At 46.5% G+C, this 19,208-nt stretch carries 17 protein-coding genes; 14 read left to right on the forward strand and 3 right to left on the reverse strand.

The window, feature by feature from the left end; translation table 11 throughout:
* Positions 1-105: 105 nt before the first annotated feature.
* The 14 genes from G493_RS0124965 to G493_RS0125030 all read left to right on the forward strand — a co-directional run bounded on the left by G493_RS0124965 (position 106) and on the right by G493_RS0125030 (position 17,303).
* A complete protein-coding gene (locus G493_RS0124965) occupies positions 106-327 on the forward strand; it encodes an EF-hand domain-containing protein (protein ID WP_035275916.1) in 222 nt (73 codons plus the stop codon).
* 482 nt (positions 328-809) lie between these two features.
* Positions 810-2,588, forward strand: a complete 1,779-nt coding sequence (locus G493_RS0124970; protein WP_028582531.1) for a hypothetical protein — start codon at positions 810-812, stop codon at positions 2,586-2,588.
* A gap of 42 nt (positions 2,589-2,630) precedes the next feature.
* Complete coding sequence (locus G493_RS0124975) at positions 2,631-3,521, forward strand: hypothetical protein (protein WP_028582532.1); 891 nt, start codon at positions 2,631-2,633, stop codon at positions 3,519-3,521.
* Between the two features lie 657 nt (positions 3,522-4,178).
* Positions 4,179-4,772: an alpha/beta fold hydrolase gene (locus tag G493_RS0124980; RefSeq protein ID WP_028582533.1), complete on the forward strand. Its 594-nt coding sequence runs from the start codon at positions 4,179-4,181 to the stop codon at positions 4,770-4,772.
* Positions 4,773-4,795: 23 nt separating this feature from the next.
* Entirely contained in the window at positions 4,796-7,267 is a 2,472-nt protein-coding gene (locus tag G493_RS31265) for a DNA topoisomerase III (RefSeq protein ID WP_035275918.1), read from the forward strand.
* Between the two features lie 46 nt (positions 7,268-7,313).
* On the forward strand, positions 7,314-7,706 hold the full coding sequence (rsfS, locus tag G493_RS0124990) for a ribosome silencing factor (protein ID WP_028582534.1): 393 nt from the start codon (positions 7,314-7,316) through the stop codon (positions 7,704-7,706).
* 36 nt (positions 7,707-7,742) lie between these two features.
* A complete protein-coding gene (gene thrC, locus G493_RS0124995) occupies positions 7,743-9,134 on the forward strand; it encodes a threonine synthase (protein ID WP_028582535.1) in 1,392 nt (463 codons plus the stop codon).
* Positions 9,135-9,139: 5 nt separating this feature from the next.
* A complete protein-coding gene (locus G493_RS0125000; RefSeq protein ID WP_232363836.1) occupies positions 9,140-9,964 on the forward strand; it encodes a purine-nucleoside phosphorylase in 825 nt (274 codons plus the stop codon).
* Between the two features lie 2 nt (positions 9,965-9,966).
* Positions 9,967-11,298, forward strand: coding sequence for an amidohydrolase family protein (locus G493_RS0125005; RefSeq protein WP_028582537.1), 1,332 nt, complete (start codon positions 9,967-9,969; stop codon positions 11,296-11,298).
* Positions 11,299-11,373: 75 nt separating this feature from the next.
* The gene (gene tatA / locus G493_RS0125010) at positions 11,374-11,556 is read left to right on the forward strand and encodes a twin-arginine translocase TatA/TatE family subunit (protein ID WP_028582538.1); all 183 of its coding nucleotides are present in this window, start codon (positions 11,374-11,376) and stop codon (positions 11,554-11,556) included.
* Positions 11,557-11,618: 62 nt separating this feature from the next.
* A complete protein-coding gene (locus G493_RS0125015; protein WP_028582539.1) occupies positions 11,619-11,864 on the forward strand; it encodes a Sec-independent protein translocase subunit TatA/TatB in 246 nt (81 codons plus the stop codon).
* Positions 11,865-12,187: 323 nt separating this feature from the next.
* Positions 12,188-13,333 (forward strand): class II glutamine amidotransferase domain-containing protein, encoded by a 1,146-nt coding sequence (locus G493_RS0125020; RefSeq protein WP_028582540.1) that lies wholly within the window; start codon positions 12,188-12,190, stop codon positions 13,331-13,333.
* On the forward strand, positions 13,291-14,931 hold the full coding sequence (locus G493_RS0125025; RefSeq protein WP_028582541.1) for a glutamate synthase-related protein: 1,641 nt from the start codon (positions 13,291-13,293) through the stop codon (positions 14,929-14,931). Before G493_RS0125020 ends, G493_RS0125025 begins: the two co-directional genes overlap by 43 nt.
* Before the next feature lie 11 nt (positions 14,932-14,942).
* Entirely contained in the window at positions 14,943-17,303 is a 2,361-nt protein-coding gene (locus G493_RS0125030) for an FAD-dependent oxidoreductase (protein ID WP_028582542.1), read from the forward strand.
* A gap of 54 nt (positions 17,304-17,357) precedes the next feature.
* On the opposite strand, the gene G493_RS0125035 is transcribed toward G493_RS0125030, so the two are convergent.
* The 3 genes from G493_RS0125035 to G493_RS0125045 form a co-directional block, all read right to left on the reverse strand.
* Complete coding sequence (locus G493_RS0125035) at positions 17,358-17,630, reverse strand: hypothetical protein (protein ID WP_028582543.1); 273 nt, start codon at positions 17,628-17,630, stop codon at positions 17,358-17,360.
* Positions 17,631-17,946: 316 nt separating this feature from the next.
* The gene (locus G493_RS31270; protein ID WP_051309926.1) at positions 17,947-18,498 is read right to left on the reverse strand and encodes a methylated-DNA--[protein]-cysteine S-methyltransferase; all 552 of its coding nucleotides are present in this window, start codon (positions 18,496-18,498) and stop codon (positions 17,947-17,949) included.
* 182 nt (positions 18,499-18,680) lie between these two features.
* A complete protein-coding gene (locus G493_RS0125045) occupies positions 18,681-19,208 on the reverse strand; it encodes a hypothetical protein (RefSeq protein WP_028582544.1) in 528 nt (175 codons plus the stop codon).

Raw genomic sequence — 19,208 nt, forward strand, 5'->3', positions numbered from 1 at the left:
CTAACTCTTTGAAATTGTATGGTTGTGTTTCTCTGGAATGCAGATTGCTATGAGAAATACGGATACAACCGGTTGTATGAACCAACAATGTAAGAGGAGTTTGTCATGATACGAGTATTTTTTAGCTGTTGTTTTGGATTGCTCTTTATCACGGGTGGCAGTGTCGTGGCTGGGGATTTGCACTCAGCTTTGGATATTGATAAAGACGGATATGTCACAGCTCACGAGGCGGAGGTTATGCCGGAATTGATAGAGCAGTTTGCAGTTCTTGATGCCAACAGGGATGGTAAACTCGATGCAGCTGAATTAAGTTTGTTTAATGGGTAAAGCCATAGTTCTTCATCTATGCAGGGAGCATCCCGAGGAAAATTGAGCCAGCCGGTGCGAGTTGTTGTTTTCTATCGGCTTTCACTGGCTGTCAGCTTGGAGGCATCCCTTCTGGTCTTGTTGCGTGGCTGTTGTCCCAAAGCGGTCAGGTAGCGTAGTTTCTTAGCTGCTATGCATTGGTCCTTCCGCGGGAACTGTGCTGCTTTTTCGGTATTTTCTTACAGAAAGCGATTGTCCCTCCTTGTATTATCTGATATCCTTTCGCAAATTTTCAGACTAGTTCCATTGTCGTGAATGGTTAGTACGTGGAGATTGTAGGCTCACTGCTGTCCTGTGGGCTGACGCTGTAATTCCTTTTTTTCCTGTATTTTGTTTTGCATAGTGATCTGATAAGCTGAATCAATACCAGTATTGAGATTGGATTGCTGTCGTCTACTGGAAACCTGATCAAAGAAATCGTTGACTAGAAGATACTATCTGCCATGCCTATTCTTGTAACTGTTCGTTATATAGTCTTTTTCGCTTGTTTTTCTCTGCTCTTGAATGGTTGTGTTGCCCAGAAAAGTTCGGTGCAGCCATATGAGGCCAGGCAGCAGCGAGAAGCTGCTCTGCAAAATGCAGGTCTGGAGCAGCAGTACCGTATAAAGACAAAACAACAAAATGAGGAAACTGCGTCAGCCGAGAAAATCAAGGACGTTTTGATGCCGACGATGAAGCTTATAAATGATCGAATTTATGAGTATGAACAAAAACTTGATGCCTTGAATGCTCTGAAGAGCAGCTTGTCAGAGAAAGATGTTTCTCAGGATACTCTTGATCAGCTTGATAGTTGCGGCAGGTCTCTAAAGGATATTCTGGTTGAGTACAATGCTTTGAATCAACGTCTTCTTCAAAAGACCGAATTAGAGGCTGCTCAACTTATTGCTGGAGAATCTTTACTGAGAATCAGCGAGAGAGATATCGCATTTCTGGAAAGTGACTGTAAGTCACTGATGGTCAGCCCTTCGGAAATGACACCACAGGGAATGAGTCAACCCGTATTGCGCAATCTGCATAGAGAGGAAATACAGTTAAAAGAGTCATTTGCAGCAGGCGATTATGAGCTGGTCGTTACATCGTACCAGGATCTTCCCTTGGATGATGGTCAAAAGCCGTCCTTTGATGCGACGTATTTATATGGACAGGCCTTATTGAAGACCAGACAGGAAAATAAAGCCAGGGAAGTGTTCATTGAACTGCTGGAAACCATTCGGAGGCAGGACCAGGCCTTATGGGAGTTCCGTCTCGAGCAATTGATAGGTGATCTGGAATTTGGTTTAGGGTCGTATGTTCAGGCAAGGGAAAGATATCGTGAGATTCAAAAAACCTATAAAGATCTGGAGAGTAAAAATAATTGGGCTGAACAGCAACTGAATGCACTAGAGTTATCGAGTCGTCAGAGTGATGAAGTCAGTGACTATGCGGCACTGTTGAAAAATTTTCTTGCTTATAATCCGGAACGTGATGGGTATGTAGTTGTGCAGCAGGCTCAGAGCTATCTGGAAAAACATCCCTATTCTCCTGTGGCATCAAGTGCTGATCAATTATTGGCAATGGCTCAGCTTGAGGCTGACAAATGGTTGAATCAGGTTTTGAAAAAAGCAGATTCCCTGGCCAAGCAGGGAAAATATCAGGAATCCCAACTGTTACTGGAAAGAGTCCCCAGAAATATCATCCCTCCCGATAAGCAGGAGTCCATACGTCGTAAGAGCGAGCAACTGATAACTGCAGAATCCATTGCCGTGGAAACCAGCCGGCTTGTCGAGGAACAGGAACTCCAGGAACAATGGAATGATGCGATGGGCCTGTTGGAAACCAGAAACTACGATCAGGCCATAGAAAAATTTACAGCCCTGCGAACAACTTCATATGGTGAAAAAGCCACTGCCAAGGTCGATGAAGCAGCAAAACTGGCCGCAGAAGCTGATCGTCGCAGAGCTTCTGATCTTTTTGTCCGGGCCAAGCGAACCAACGATGTCGAGAGTAAGAAAAAGCTGCTTTTCACATCAAGAAAATTGCTGCAGGATATTCTGATAAAATATCCACAAGCCGGGCTGTCTGACAAGGTTAAGCGACATCTGCAGAGTGTGGAGCAGGAGATTCAAAGTATCGATCCGACCCTTCTCAATATGCCGACAACCGTCGGTGGAGATATCTACCTCGATAATGAGGTACAGAAACAACCTGTGGCAGCAGATGAAAGTCCTTTATCCGGTGAGTAAAGCTACATTGACGAGAGCTATTAATTAAGGAGTGAGCACACAATGGAGAAAAACCGAAATCTGAAGATTGGAGCCCTGATTGTCTTGCTGGTAATTTGGTCAATCTGGGGTGGTGTGAACAGTCGAAACGCGAAAACTTATAAGCTTGAACTAGAGGCAGCCCATCAGGAGATTGCCGCACTTCAGGCAGAGACGAAACCTGCTGCGCCTGTCGTCGAAGTTGATAAGGTCGGCTCGTCTCTGACTAAAGAAGCCCTGGAACAACTTAAACAAGAGAATGAAAAACTGCACAGCGAATTGAAGAAAATGCACCATGCGGTAAAGCAGATGCAGAAAGCCCGTGAAGAATTAGTGGCTCTCCGTAAGGCATCTCAACGCCATGCAGCAGTTATAACTCAAAAGGAAGCCTTGATCGGCAAACTTGAAGAAGCGTTGAAAGCTGAGTCTGAAAAAGACAGCAGTACTGAAACTATGGTGGAGCAACTGAATCAAAAACTGACAGCCTGTGCCACCGCGCTTGCGGAAACCAGGGACAAACAGGCCCAGCAGGCGAGTCAGGTAACCGAGTTGAAGCAACAACTTGCAGTAGCGCAGGAAAACTTGGCTGCAAACGAAGAACAGTCAGATGCCTGCGGGGACAGCGGCAGAGAACGGTTGAGCAGATTGGCCATTGACTATGAAACAGCCCAGGCTCAGATTATCGGACTGGAAAAAATTGTTGAAGAGAAAAATGCAGCCCTTGCAGAAACCAGTAGAGAACTGGATAGAATTAAGATCAATATGGATGTTCTCTTAGGCAAAATTTCAGATCAACAGGATATTCTTCAAGAGCAGGAACAGGAAAATCTTGAATTGGTAAAGGAGCTGACTCTCAAAAACAAGAAACTTGCCGACTTGGAGGACCAGCTTAATCAGACTCCTCTTCAGGAGTAGTCAAACAGCCTGTCCGAAATTATGCGGGAGATTTTTTCCCAATAGAATACAGACAAACAGGAGCAACTATGCTCCTGTTTGTCTATTTTATCCTTCCAAAGTACATATTTCGTGTGGGTATTTTGCCTCATAATCGGTGGAATGCCATCCGTGAAGCTATCTCTTGTGACTGATCACAGACACTCCACGAAGTCTCCTGCTAGTCACTTATCTCTCTGAACGATCGCGATTTCACCCATAGATAGGCTTATGGAGTCTGCGCTTATCTGCGAAAAATCGCGCTTGTTAAAATATGCAGCACCTGTGGGCAGTTACACAACCATATGTATGCAGTCTAATTTATCGTATATTCGGGGTCTGTACTTACTTGGATTTGTGAAAAAAAACTCATTCCTTGACAGACACTCGTTAGCCTGGTTTGTCTTCAGAGACGATTTTTTTTGAATGCACCCTTTTGAATGGAGTTTTTGAGATTGATGAAGTATGTCTGAACGTATTGATTTTGCGTGCTAAAGTGGTGGTAAAAATGCAGGGGTAAACGATGGAAAGCGAAGTTGGCAGCTTTCCAGTCATTGACAAAGTTAAGCGTGTCGCTTACTTCTGTGTCAACTTTATTCGCTTGGAGCAGTGAATAACCAACTCTGATAGGAGGCGGGAATGACTAAGATACATGAAAATACTATAAAGTTACAGCATTGTGAAATTCATTATCTTTCTGCAGGTCCTGCAGATGGCCCTGTGGTTGTTCTATTACACGGTATGAAGTTCAAAGCTGAAACGTGGCAGCAACTAGGAACCTTGGAGTATCTTGCAGGTCTGGGGCTGAAGGTTCTGGCTGTGGATATGCCAGGTTTTGGTAAAAGTCCGGCGTGTGATCAGGTACCCGTGGAGGTTCTTGCAGAATATATACAGGCCCTTGATTTGCCAACTGTCACCTTGATAGGGCCTTCCATGGGAGGGCGTATCGCTTTGGAGTTTACTCTGCAGCATGGCAGACTGATTGACAGACTGGTACTTGTAGGGGCTGTAGGGGTAGAAGAGAATCGTCAGGAACTTCATAAGATACAGCAAGCTGTACTTATTCTCTGGGGTGAGCAGGACCAGGTATCTTCTCCTGCAATGAGCGATATTTTGCTGAAAGAAATAGTTAATTCCGAGCGCATCTTTTTTGTAAATGCACCCCATCCGTGTTATCTGGATCAACCAGATAAGTGGCATGCAGAGTTGAAAAAATTTTTGTGTAAACAGTAAGAAAAAAAGAACGGACAGTATTCATGGGAAAAACACTCATCATCGCTGAGAAGCCCAGTGTGGCAGGAGATATCGTTAAAGCATTGCCTGGTAAATTTACCAGGAGCAAGACTCATTTTGAAAGCGATGACCATATTGTATCCTATGCTGTTGGCCATCTGGTATCCATTGCTTATCCAGAAGAAATCAACCCTGATTTTCAGAAATGGACGTTGGATAACCTGCCGATTTTACCGGAACAGTTTCCTTTGAAAGTTCTTCCGGGAACCAAGGCGCAGTACAATGCCCTCAGTAAGTTAATTCGGCGACGCGACGTGGACGTCATTATAAATGGATGTGATGCCGGGAGAGAGGGTGAGTTGATTTTTAAATATATTTTAAAACAGGCTGCAACTCGATCGATCACTGGAAAACAGATTCAGAGGTTATGGCTTCAATCCATGACCCAGGATGCCATACGTCAGGGATTACAGGATTTACGAGATGATGAAGAGATGCAGCCTTTGGAGGATACGGCATTATGTCGTTCCGAAGCTGACTGGCTGATAGGCATTAATGCAACCCGTGCATTAACCTGTTATAACTCTCGTTTTGGTGGATTTCGCAAAACCCCTTGCGGCAGGGTGCAGACGCCAACGCTATCCATGTTGGTGAAACGGGAAGAAGAACGAAGAATTTTTAAACCGACTCCGTATTGGGAGTTACATGCTACTTTTTCCTGTGACGATATTACCTACCAGGGTGTATGGATTGATCCTGAATTCAAAAAAAATGAAGCGGAACCCCATGGTCGACAGAATCGGATATGGGAAAAGGGCAGGGCTGAAGATATTTTTTCCCTGTGTAAGGGAAAGCCGGCAGCCATACAGGAAACGAAGAAGAAATCAACGCAGGGAGCACCGCCTCTCTATGATCTGACGTTGATGCAGCGCGAGGCGAACAGTCGTTTTGGCTTTTCTGCTAAGAATACGCTGGGGCTTGCACAGGCACTGTATGAAAAGCATAAGCTGATCACCTATCCCCGTACAGACAGCCGCTGTTTACCGGAAGATTACCTCCCAACTGTCAAAGAAGTCCTTGGGCAACAGTGTAAATGGCAGTTTGGAATTTTTGCCGGCGAAATTTTACAGCAGAAGTATCTGAAAAAGGATAAACGCATTTTTAACGATAAAAAAATCAGCGATCACTTTGCTATTATCCCAACTTCAAATCTGCCTGCGACCCTGTCTGAACCGGAAAGCAAGATTTATCAGATGGTTGTACAGCGATTTTTGGCTGTTTTTTTTCCCCCGGCCGTTTTTCATAACACCAGGAGGCTATCTCTGGTAGAAAAGGAAACATTTCTCACAGAGGGCAAAATTCTGGTAGAGCCTGGCTGGAAAAAAGTCTACGGCAGTACAGGTGGAGATGGTGAAGATAAAGCACTTCAGCCTCTTCCGGACGGCAGACCAATTGTTTGCAGCGAGATAGATATGCAGGAGCATGAAACCAAGGCTCCACCGAGGTTTAATGAGGCAACTCTGCTTTCGGCCATGGAACATTCCGGTAAATTGGTTGATGATGAGGATCTCGCAGAAGCAATGAAAGAGCGAGGTCTGGGAACACCCGCTACCAGGGCAGCCATAATCGAAAAACTGTTGAATGAAAAGTACATTGTTCGAGAACAGCGCGAGTTGGTTCCCACGGGAAAGGCTTTCGAACTTCTCTCTCTTCTCACTGCCAGAAGTATAGACGTTTTGGCCTCCCCTGAACTTACTGGAGAGTGGGAGTATAAACTCAATCAGATTTTAAAGGGAAGCATGACCCGTGAACAATTCATGGCTGAAATCCGCAAAATGACAGCCGGTATTGTGGAAAAAGTTAAAAGTGGGGAAGAGGGGAGCAAACACGAAGCAGCGTTTTCGCCGGTTGATGGGCGCAAATTTTTTGAAACAGCAACCGCCTTCGAGTCTGAAGATAAAAAATTGATGATTCGTAAAGTGCTTGGGGGCCGCATTATGAGCGAGGATGAGGTTGTCAGGCTTATACAGGGGGAAACCCTGGGGCCGTATGATGATTTTCGTTCTAAAAAGGGCAAACCATTTACTGCCGCGGTAAGAGTTAATAATTCAAAAGTCGAATTTTTATTTGCAGATTCAACTGAAGATCTCGATATAGAGGAAATTAAAAAACAGGGTTCTTTGGGAACCTCGCCCGCTGATCAGACAAAGGTTTATGAAACACCGGTTGGTTTTCTTTCTGAATCGGCTCTTAACGGCGATAAGGAAAAGGGATTGAGAATTTCAAAAGTAATCCTTGGCAGGAGAATTGATCGGGAACACATCGAACAACTGCTCAGTAAAGGTAAAACTGAGCTTATAAATGGATTCATATCCAAAAGGAAAAAACCTTTTGACGCCTTTCTTTTGCTGGACAAGAAGGGCAAAATAAGTTTTGAGTTTCCTCCAAGAGGTAAAAAGAAACCTGCTCAAAAGAAGGCTGAGAATAAGGCGTGATGCAAAACACGCAGATGGCTGACCGCAGGAATTTATCAGAGAGCATATGAGACAGTTAAAAAAAGAACATAGAGAAAAAAGCGGTCTGGAGCTTGCCGCTCTTGCAACTCAGGTTGCGTTGGACACCAAGGCAGAAGATCTGGTTGTAATGGATGTTCGGGGTATTGCTTCCTTTACAGATTTTTTCGTCGTTATGAATGGACGTTCCACCCGGCACGTTCAGGGGCTTGCTGAAGCCATTGAACAGGAACTGCGGTCCAAACGGGTGAGCAGTAAGCATAGTGAAGGAATGCGGGAAGGGAAATGGGTCCTGCTTGATTTCAGTGATATCGTTGTGCATATTTTTTATCATGAAAGCAGGCAGTTTTATGATCTTGAGGGGCTCTGGCATGATGCTCCCAGGCTGGACCCGGAAACGTTAATACGAGATCACTTATAAGGGTATCAAAACCACTACAATAAACGAGACTGGCAGATGAAATATATCAGCACTCGAGGTGAAATCGAGCCCATAGGGTTCTGTGATGCTGTAATGATGGGGTTGGCCAGAGATGGAGGATTGCTTCTCCCTAGTGCCATTCCCCAGATCAGCGAAACATTGCTGGATACCTGGCAACGACTGACATACCAGCAGTTGGCTACGGAGATCCTTGATCTTTTTAATGATGATATACCCAAACATATCCTTGAGGACATGGTGGAGCGATCTTATGCCTCTTTTGACCATCCCCATGTAACTCCCATGACGGAAAAGGGAGGGTTGTATATTCTTGAACTTTTCCATGGACCCACTCTGGCATTTAAAGATGTTGCCCTGCAGCTTCTCGGCAATCTGTTTGAGTACCAGCTCGCGCAGAAAGGCGGATTTATGAATATCCTCGGCGCGACATCGGGGGATACAGGAAGTGCTGCAATTTATGGCGTTCGAGGGAAAAAAGGTATAAACATCTTTATTCTTCACCCCCATGGCAGAACCAGCCCGATACAGGCCCTGCAGATGACCACGGTTCTGGATCCCAATGTGTTCAATGTTGCGGTAAAAGGAACTTTTGACGATGCGCAGTCCATAGTCAAATCTCTGTTTAGTGATCTACCGTTTAAGGATGCCTATCATCTTGGGGCGATCAACTCAATCAACTGGGCACGGGTGCTGGCACAGGTTGTCTATTATGTTTACAGTTATCTCAAGCTCCGCAAACTGGGACATAAACACGTCGATTACTCAGTACCCACAGGAAACTTCGGGGATATATTTGCCGGTTATGTGGCTCGAAAAATGTTGCCCCAGGGGTGTATTCATACACTTATACTGGCCACCAATGCCAATGATCTGTTAACGCGGTTTGTTCTGCACGGCGACTATTCAAAGGGAACCGTTCAGGCCACATCCAGCCCTTCCATGGATATTCAGATAGCATCCAACTTTGAACGCTATCTGTATTATCTCCGGGATGAGGACGGCTCCAGGGTAAAGGCTGACATGGAACAGTTTACAGCCACAGGTACTCTTGATCTTTCAGGGCTAACAGAGCGTGTTGCAGGTGATTTTCGATCTACTTCGGTTAGCGAAGAACAGACGGTGGAGACTATTCGTTCTTTTTATGAACAGGAAAAATATCTCCTCGACCCCCATACCGCCGTGGGCGTGAAAGCTGCCTGGGATTGCAGAGATGCAGATCGCCCGGTGGTTTGTCTGGCAACAGCCCATCCTGCAAAATTTGGTCAGGCCGTTCTCCAGGCTATTGGCAAAGAGCCTGAGTTGCCTGTGGCTCTGAAAGGGCTTGCGGAGAAGGAGAGCAGGTGTTCGGTAATGGAAGCTGACGAGGCATCCATACGTTCCTATATTGAGGCAAACGCTATCCAATGATTCATATGGAGCAGTATCGTCAACATGTTGAAGAGGCTGTGGCCTTTTTACGCGGTAAACTGGAGCTTACCCCTGCTGTTGTGATACAGCTTGGCACAGGATTGGGTGGTTTTGGAGAAGTGCTGCAGAATCCGCAGGTCATTCCCTATGGAGAAATTCCACATTTTCCTTTGTCAACGGTGGAAAGTCACAAAGGAAACCTGATCTGCGGGCGTCTGGGAAGTTTTGATGTAGCTGTTCTTCAGGGACGCTTTCACTACTATGAGGGCTACTCCACCCGTGAAGTCACTTTTCCCATCCGTGTCCTTTCGCAGCTTGGAGTTGGCAAGGCGATTATCACCAACGCCAGTGGCGGGCTTGACGTCAGGTTTAATCCCGGCACGATCATGATCATGCAGGATCATATCAACCTGCTCCCTGAAAATCCCCTGCGCGGCCCCCATATAGAACAATGGGGAGATCGTTTCCCCGATCTTTCTCAGGCATATTCTCCGCGACTTCTTAAACTGGCAGAGCAGGTTATAACAAAGATCGAGCTTGCCGATACAGCTGTTGGAACCTATGTCTGTATTCCTGGACCCAGTCTGGAAACACCAGCTGAAACGCGTTATCTCAGGATGATAGGTGCAGATGCCGTGGGAATGTCTTCTGTTCCGGAAGTCATCGTAGCCAACCAGGCTGGCATGGAGGTAATGGGCCTTTCCGTTGTTTCCAATGTCAATGATCCTGATAATTTTCAACCCATTCTGCTGGAAGATATTGTTCAGGCGGCGCAAGATGCCGGTGAACGATTGAAGCAGCTGATTGTTGCATTACTTGAGGAAATATAGACATGGCTTCACAGTCTGTGGATCTTATAGTTACCGGACGCTACCTTTTGACTATGGATGCGCAGGCAACGGTGATAGAAAATGCGGCGCTGGTTATTGACCAAGGGAAAATCATTGACCTTGGCAAGCGTGAAGAACTGTTGCTGCAGTATCAGGCAACGAGACTGCTGAAGGAAGAGCACGGCCTGATCATGCCGGGGCTGGTAAATGTTCATACCCACGCAGCCATGGCCTGTTTCCGCGGATTGGCTGACGACCTGCCGTTGATGGAATGGCTGCAGGACTATATTTTCCCCGTGGAAGCTGCCCTGACCGGTAATATGGTCTATACATCCAGTCTGCTCTCCATGTGTGAAATGATCAAGTCAGGTACCACTTCGTTTTGTGATATGTATCTGTTTGCCGGTGAAGTCGGCCGTGCTGCTGAGAAAGCGGGGATGCGCTCCTGGATAGGCGAGGTGTTATATGATTTTCCTTCTCCCAACTACGGAGACTTGGAAAATGGATTTATCTATACCGATGAACTGCTTCAACAATACAGTGGGCATGACCTGATCACTGTTACCATTGATCCTCATTCGGTATATACCTGTTCTCCTGATCTACTCAGGCGGCTGGGGAAGCTGGCTGAGAAGAACGATGCTCTGTACAATATACATCTTTCTGAAAACGATGACGAGGTACGCACCTGTAAGGAACGATATGGTTGCTCCCCTGTGGAGCATTTGGAAAAGCTCGGTCTTCTACAGGGTAATGTACTGGCTGCCCACTGTGTCAAAGTAACCCCGAGTGAAATAGCACGTATGGCTGAAAAAGGCGTTGCTGTTGCCCACTGCCCGGAATCCAATATGAAATTAGCATCCGGGTTTGCACCGGTCGGTGATATGATCGAGAACGGTCTGACCGTCGGTATCGGAACTGATGGTGCTGCTTCAAATAATGATGTGGATATGTTCGGAGAGATGAACACCGTGGCCAAAATACATAAAATGGCAAGGTTAGATCCCACAGCCATGGATGCTTACACCACTCTTTATGCCGCAACCATGGGTGGCGCGAAAGCTCTTCATGCTGACCGTGCTATCGGCAGTTTGGAGAAGGGAAAGCAGGCAGACTGTATTATCCTGGATCTTAACCAGCCTCATCTGACTCCTCTGTACTCACCGATATCGCATCTCGTATATGCAGCACGGGGATCGGATGTGCTGCATTCTGTTATTCAGGGAAAGGTGGTTATGGAAAACCGAAAAGTTCAGACCCTTGATGAGAGAGAACTACTGGAAAAGATGCAACTTATGGGCCGAGAGATCAGAAAGCTGCGTAAAGCCGGTTGACAGCAATTGTTTCCTGATGCTATTATTACCTTCCTTTAGTGGAGTTACGTTAATTTTTTCGTAGAGGTGTCCCCCATGTTCGGACTTGGTATGCCGGAGTTAATTATTATTCTGGTGATTATTGTAATTATTTTTGGAGCCGGGAAACTTCCTGAAATCGGAAGTGGTATCGGCAAAGGCATTAAAAATTTTAAAGATGCGACCAAACAGGACGAAGAGCCGAAATCCATAGATAACGATTCCGACAAGCAGGCCTGATGGCTGAACAGCCATAGCGCCTTTTTGGCGTGGCAGGACAGAATTCCTTCTGGAGGGATATAATGTTTGGACTGGGAACACCAGAATTACTTATCATATTTGCTATAGCTTTTCTCGTCTTTGGTGGTAAAAAACTTCCAGAGCTTGGTTCTGGGCTGGGAAAAGCCATCGGGAGTTTCAAGCGCGGTTTGCATGACGTAGAAGAGGCAGGACGGGATGTAAAAAACAGCTTGCCCGGTGTCAAAGAGGTTACTGAAATACGTGGAACTGTGGAAAAAGCCAGAAAAATTACAAATGTGTTAAGGTGACCTGGGTATTTTGTTGAATTTCCAATATTCTCACTAAAATACTCCATAGATTGACCAAGGACGCCTACATAGTGCGTCCTTTTTTTTTCTCCGTGTTTGGGGTCATAATTACCCGACATCTGGTATCTGGTTGTTTTGAGGGCAAATTTCCCTTTGTTCTTGACAACTTGCCACTTGTTCTGTAATTTTCTTCCCTTGCAATCCAGATACGTTTCGAGTGACGTCCGCCAGTCACGGAATTACGCCTGCTTGTATTGATTTTCTCCAGTTGTCCTGGGTGAAAGAAATCCGCATCACAAAGAAAGACTTTTCAGGAGTAACGCATGTGCCGATTAGCTCTAAAAAGCGCAGATGAACCATTTTCTCCATACGAAATGCTCATGGCTATGGAAGCCATGCAGGAAGGGTATGATGGGAGCGGGCTTGGTTTATTACTGCGCGGCATCGAGTTTGACGACTTCAAATTGAAGCCCAATCACGTCATTCTCTCAGGAATCGCCCATACAGAAAACGCTCTGCAGCGTATGGCCGATTTCATGGGAGAAAGTGGATATGAATTAAAATATCAGCATGAGTTCGATATGCGACCCGGCATTATCGAGACTCGAAATCGAAAACGCTTTAAATATGTGGTGCGTGTCTATAAGACGCCCGACTGGAGTAACCTGACTCAGGATGAGCAGGAGCTGAGACTTACTGAAACCAGGCTGGCCTTGCGTAAAAACGGAGAGGATCACGGCGGTGATTTAACAATATTTTCTCTATGGTTTGATGTCATCATGATTAAAGAGGTCGGCTGGCCTCTGCAGATCGGTGATGGCCTCGGCCTGGATGATGATCGTATCAAGGCCCGTGTCGTAATGGCCCAGGGCCGCCAGAATACCAATTACGGTATCAATCTGTATGCCTGCCATCCCTTTTTCATTCAAGGGATTTCCACTATGACCAATGGTGAGAATACAGCGTTTATTCCTATCAAGGAGTACCTGCTTGGTCGTCATATTCCAGGATATCTCGGGTATCACAGTGACTCAGAGGTGTTTACCCATATTTTGCACTATACAACCAAGGTACTCAAGCTTCCTCTGGAGGCATACAAGCACGTTATTACGCCGTTAAAAACAGAGGAATTGGATCATCATCCTCAAGGGGATTTTCTTAAAGGACTGAGAACAGCATGCAGACGTCTGATCATTGACGGTCCCAATGCAATTATCGGTACCCTGCCGGATGAAACCTGCATGCTGGTAATGGATCAGAAAAAACTTCGCCCTGCAACTGTTGGTGGACGTCCTGGTGCATGGGCAATAGCTTCCGAGATGTGCGGTGTTGATGCGTTAGTCCCAGATCGCGATCCTGCCCTTGACTTCCAACCTATGCGGGAACATACAGTTATTATTCCACCAGAAAGAAAGGAACTTAAGATATGGTCTCAGTTCGATCCATTTACAATACCCCAAGCAGCTTAACCTATCATGATCTTCCTTGGATTATTACGCACAGGGAAGATCGCTGCACGCTGTGTGGTCAATGTACAGCTGTTTGCCCTGTAGGTGCAATTTATCTGACCTATCGCAGGCAGCGAGTGCCAAAATTGGATGTACTCAAAAAGCAACGTGGCAATGAGTATCGGCATTTTGTAGGCATCAGGCAACAGACAGACGTCAGCAAACGTTGTATAGGTTGTGGAATGTGCTCCATGGTTTGTCCCAATGAGGCCATTGGACCACATCCAAATACCAATGAAAACCGCTCAGCCTTTGTTCGCAGTCAGAAAGGTGACGCCTTTAAGCGTGGCGGTCGTAGAAATGCTCCAGGTAAAACCATTCTGGATCGTATTTCTTTTGATCGTATTTCCATGCTGACAGATCCTGCACTGGATGCAGGGCGTCATGAGTTTAACTACAATACGATTCTCGGTCGAATACTGCCTCCTGAAGAGTATCTGAAACGTAAGGCCTCCGGAGAATGGATTCCGCCTACGCGGGAGATTTTCCCTTTCATCATCGGTTCCATGTCTTTTGGTGCACTGTCTCCGAACATGTGGCTTGGGCTTCTTCAGGGTGTTGCCTACTGTAATGAGGTACTTGGCATACCAGTTGTCATGGCCACAGGTGAGGGCGGGTGTCCGCCGTGGATCCTCAAAAGCCCATTTTTGAAGTATATCATCTTGCAGATTGCTTCCGGTTACTTTGGCTGGGATGAGATTATCCGGGCTATTCCCGAGATGCAGTGCGACCCGGCAGCCATTGAAATCAAATACGGGCAAGGTGCAAAACCCGGTGATGGCGGATTGCTAATGTGGTTTAAGGTCAGTAAACTGATTGCCAGACTTCGGGGGGTACCCGAAGGTGTTGACCTGCCATCTCCTCCAGTTCATCAGACGCTTTACTCGATTGAGGAGAGTGTCATGAAGATGATTCAAACCATGTCAATGGCCTTTGGTTTCAGAGTGCCTGTTTATCCGAAAATCTCAGGGTCTACTTCTGCTAAAGCGGTGCTGAACAATCTGGTCCGCAATCCGTATGCCGGTGGCTTGCTTATTGACGGAATCGACGGTGGCACTGGTGCGGCCTATGATGTGAGTATGGAGGCAACAGGCCATCCGATAGCTTCAAATCTAAGGGAGTGTTATCTCGATCTCGTTGCCCAGGGCAGGCAGAATGAGATTCCACTGTTTGCAGCTGGCGGAATAGGCAAAAACGGCAATGTTACCCAGAATGGTCTGGCTATGATTATGCTCGGAGCATCCGGAGTGCATATAGGTAAATATATCATGCAGTCTGCTGCGGGTTGTCTCGGCAACGAGATGGGACGGTGTAATGTCTGTAACGTGGGCATCTGTCCAAAGGGTATAACCAGTCAGAATGAAAAACTGTTCAGACGTCTTGATCCCGATGATGTGGCTCAACGCGTTGTTGATACATTCATGATGATCCGTACCGAGACCAAGAAAATTATGGCCCCGTTGGGAAGATCACAGAGTCTGCCCATTGGAATGTCTGACGCTCTTGGAATAGATGATGCCGATGCTGCTGAACGGCTTAAAATTAACTATATCTGTTGATCGCGAAGATTATGAGTGAAGCAAATTCAAAAACGATTACCGTCCTCGGAAAAGACGAGCGCAACCGAAGACTGAGCTCCAAAATCTTCGAGGAAGAAGTACGTGGTGCAGCTGAATCCTGTGATCGCCTCATCCTTGAGTCTTTTGGTCAGCATAATGTCGGAATGCGACTCGGCTCATTGGAACGCCCGATTCATATTACCGTCCGAGGGCCTGTTGGACAGCGCCTTGGCTGCATGGGTATGCCGGGAGCAACCATTGTCTGCGAAGGTGCAGCCTCCGATGACGTGGGATACCTGAATATCGGTGCTGACATCATTGTTAAAGGTGATGCAACCAATGGTGTCTGCAACGCTATGGCTGCCGGGCGTGTTATGATTGGTGGTTCGATTGGTGCGCGCGGTTTAACCATGACCAAGTGGAATCCTGAATATGCACGTCCCCAGATGTGGGTGTTGGGATCCGTTGGTGATACCTTTGCAGAATTCAACTGTGGTGGTTTGGGAGTAGTCTGCGGTATCGAGCCCAAAAATGCTGACAACGTGCTTGGCTACAGGCCATGTGTTGGCATGGTTGGTGGCAAAATCTATTTCCGCGGGAAAACCGATGATTCCTATTCCAAAACCAATGCCAAGCTGAGCCCTCCTTCAGATGAAGACTGGCAATGGTTGATGGATAATATGCCCGAGTATCTGGAAGCCATTGGTCGGTCAGAATTACTCGAAACCCTCAGTGTACGCGAAGAGTGGAATGTATTAGAAGCCATTACGCCACAAGAGCGTGCATTGATGTTCTCCGGGCCCATGCCCATGGAAGAATTTCGTCGCAGGATATGGGATCAAGGCTTTGGTGGGGGAGACCCTTTACGTGATCTTGCCCCAGGTCTTGAAAGAGAGGTGATTGGCGTTGTCGAGAGTGGAGAGTTTCGTCGTAAAAAACCGTATTGGGCAAATAGAGACTCTGCCGCTCCCTGTACATTCTACTGTCCTATTCACATTCCAACCATAGACCGTCTGCGCATGATTCGGGAAGGACGAAACGAAGAAGCATATGAAATGTTACTACGTTACACGCCTTTTCCAGCATCTGTGTGTGGAACCATCTGTCCAAACCTCTGTATACAGAACTGCTCCCGTGAAAAGATAGACTACAGTATTGATGTATCAGTTCTTGGGCGTGCCGTTCGTTTGGTGGATCCTCCCGAGCATGAGCCGGACACTGGGAAGAAGGTCGCAATAATCGGTGGTGGACCCGGCGGTATGGCAGTGGCATGGCATCTCGCTTTACACGGAGTGGAGGCTCACATTTTTGAGCGTTCCAATGTGCTCGGAGGTAAGCTTGCCCAGACTATCCCATGGGAAAGACTTTCCAAAGCTGTTTGGGAGATGGAAATTGACAGGTTTGTTAAGAACGATAACATCCATGTAAATCTCGGTGTTACTTTGTCCAAGGATAAAGTGGAAGAGCTCAAGAAAGATTTCGATTACGTGGTTATCGCTGTTGGAGCCCATCAACCTCGAACCATTTCTTTCCCCGGTCATGAGAAGGTTATTCCTGCGTTAGACTACCTTAAAGCTGCGAAAAGTGATACGCCGATGGTCACAGGAAAACAGGTAGTGGTTATCGGTGCTGGAAACGTTGGCTGTGACGTTGCTGCCGAGGCATATCGTTTGGGAGCAGATCAGGTTACTTTGATCGATATCCAGAAACCAAGCGCCTTTGGTAAAGAACGAGATATAGTTGAGTCTTTAGGCGGTGTCTTTAAATGGCCAGTCATGACTCGTGAAGTTACCGATGAAGGGGTATGGCTTGATGATGACAGCCTGTTACCTGCACAGACTGTCATTATTTCCATTGGCGATGTGCCCACGATGCCATTTCTTCCGGAAAGTGTGGAAGTCGTTGATGTTGCCGGCGGATCATGGATCAAAACCGATGATGCCGGACGCACCAGCGACGACAGGATACTTGCAGTCGGTGATGTTGAAAAGCCAGGATTGGCAACCAATGCTCTGGGTGCTGGAAAACGGACAGCTGAATATATTGTAGCAACGATCAGCGGCGAAGACTGGCTGCCGTTTAATAAACGCTTGATTCAATATGAATCATTGACCACAGCCCATTATGATCCTGAGAGAGATCGAGGTGTCACTGAGGCCCAACAGGCAGCTCGCTGTCTGAGCTGCGGCTCGTGTCGCGATTGTCATCTTTGTGAAACCATCTGTCCTACCAACGCGATCTCCAGACAGGAGAAAGTTACCGGTGCAGACGGTGTAAATTATGAATATGTCTCAGATGACAATAAGTGTATCGCCTGCGGCTTTTGTGCTGATACATGTCCTTGCGGCATCTGGGTGATGCAACCCTTTTAGTACCGGTTGCTGAGATGGTTGAAAAGCCCTTCCCGTTAACGGGAAGGGCTTTTTTTATTTCTTCATGAACCGTAACATTATCTTATATTTTCTAACATCTAGATCTTTAGGCAAATGCATGCCGTTTGGAATTAGGATTGTCAAAACCCGTCCGTTGTGAGGATCTTGACGAAATTGTTTCCGTCTTTCCTTTCCTGAAGGACCACTGATTGTTTTACGAGGCTGACGTATATCGAGTATTTCAGCTTCCAGCATTGTTGCGCTGGACGTGGGTTTGTTGACAGGCGTACCCACCGGCTGTACTTCGCCTATGATAATGTCGACCATGGAATCCTCCCGGGGCTATTGTCTCTCTTACTTATCACTTGGCCTGAGATTGCATGTTGAAGGGTAATCTTTTATACGTAGTTAATGCATATTCAATGCCAAAAAATAATGTGTCTCTGCTTTTCAGGGCGTGCATCTTTTGCAGAGAATAACGCAATCTGCCTTGGTCTGCACACTATAGAAGTAAATATGTTGTGTATGCGAACAAGGTCAGACAATGTATACCGTATCAAGAGTGCTACGGCTAGATTTTAAGCTGCATTGCCCCATTGAAACAGTCATGAGAAAGAGCTGGAAGGCAACAGGTTAGGATAGTTTATTCTTTCTGCGGTTCTTCTTCAAGTGCTTCTTGGTTACTGTTTGATTGCCCCTGGGGTAACGGCTTCCACCCCTCCAGAGCAAGAAGCTTTTGTTTTGCATCAATGCCTGCTCCAAAACCTGTGAGACTGCCGTCACTGCCAATGAGGCGATGGCAGGGAATGAGGATAAGCAATGGGTTGTTATGTGCAGCTCCACCCACGGCTCTGGCTTTGTTTTTTCCTCCTAGTGACGCGGCAAGCTGCCCATAGCTTTTTGTCTGTCCGTATGGAATACGTAAAAGTTGGTCCCAGACTTTTTTCTGGAAGGCTGTACCCCGATAGTGAATGGGTAGAGAGAACTCTTTACGTTTTCCTTTAAAATATTCAGTAAGTTGGCGAACTGCCTGCATGAGTTGAGGTTGTTCTTCAGCAAAGACTTGCCTGCTTTGTTGTATGAATTTGTTGGCGTGGGCATCATTGGCATCGACCAGAGTCACAAAACGAATGCGATGGCCTTCCACACCAATAGCCAGAGTTCCAATGGGAGATGTCAGTAAGGTGTGGATCATGAATTTATCCCTTTAGGTGTGGTTGCGGAAAAGTCATATCCCATGAAGTGTGGGCATATAAAATACTATACTCATTTTCAACTATAATGTCACAGGGTTGAGCTCGATTATCTGGCACCCCACGGTTTTAGAGAAATTTTCACCAGCACCACTCTGTGTTAGGTCTGCCAGCCTTGACAATCCTAGCTACTCAGATGTTTGAGTAATTCTTCCTCCAACCGCAATTGTATTTGTAGCACTTTTCCGGATGCACATGTCAGTTCCTCGAGTCTACTATTGCCAAGGTGATGGGCTATGTGCAGGCAGTTGTAGTTCAGGCAGAAAATAGGTTTTACTTTGAACTCGCAACCACATGGACCAAGGTATGGGCAACTGTCTGCATCGGTTTCATGCATCGTCGGCATACAACCAATGAGCATATTGGAGATAAGTTGCAGAATATCTGTATTGTTCCCCATAAACATGCTGCAGCAACTTCCTCCGGGCTTACCAGCACACATGGTGCATATCAGCCCCAACTGCTGTTTTTCCATGTATTGGGCCAGGTCGGAGGTTTCCTGAATAAGGGATGTAAGTAAGGGGGATATGGTTGCTTGCTGTTGTAGAACTGGTCCGTATTCCTGAAACAACGAAATCGCACGAGCGTATTTCTGGGGAAGACTGAGGGATTCATTTTCCCAGAAAAGGGATTGTTGTTTTTTATTGGCCAT

Source organism: Desulfogranum japonicum DSM 18378 (assembly GCF_000429945.1).
Taxonomy (GTDB): domain Bacteria; phylum Desulfobacterota; class Desulfobulbia; order Desulfobulbales; family Desulfobulbaceae; genus Desulfogranum; species Desulfogranum japonicum.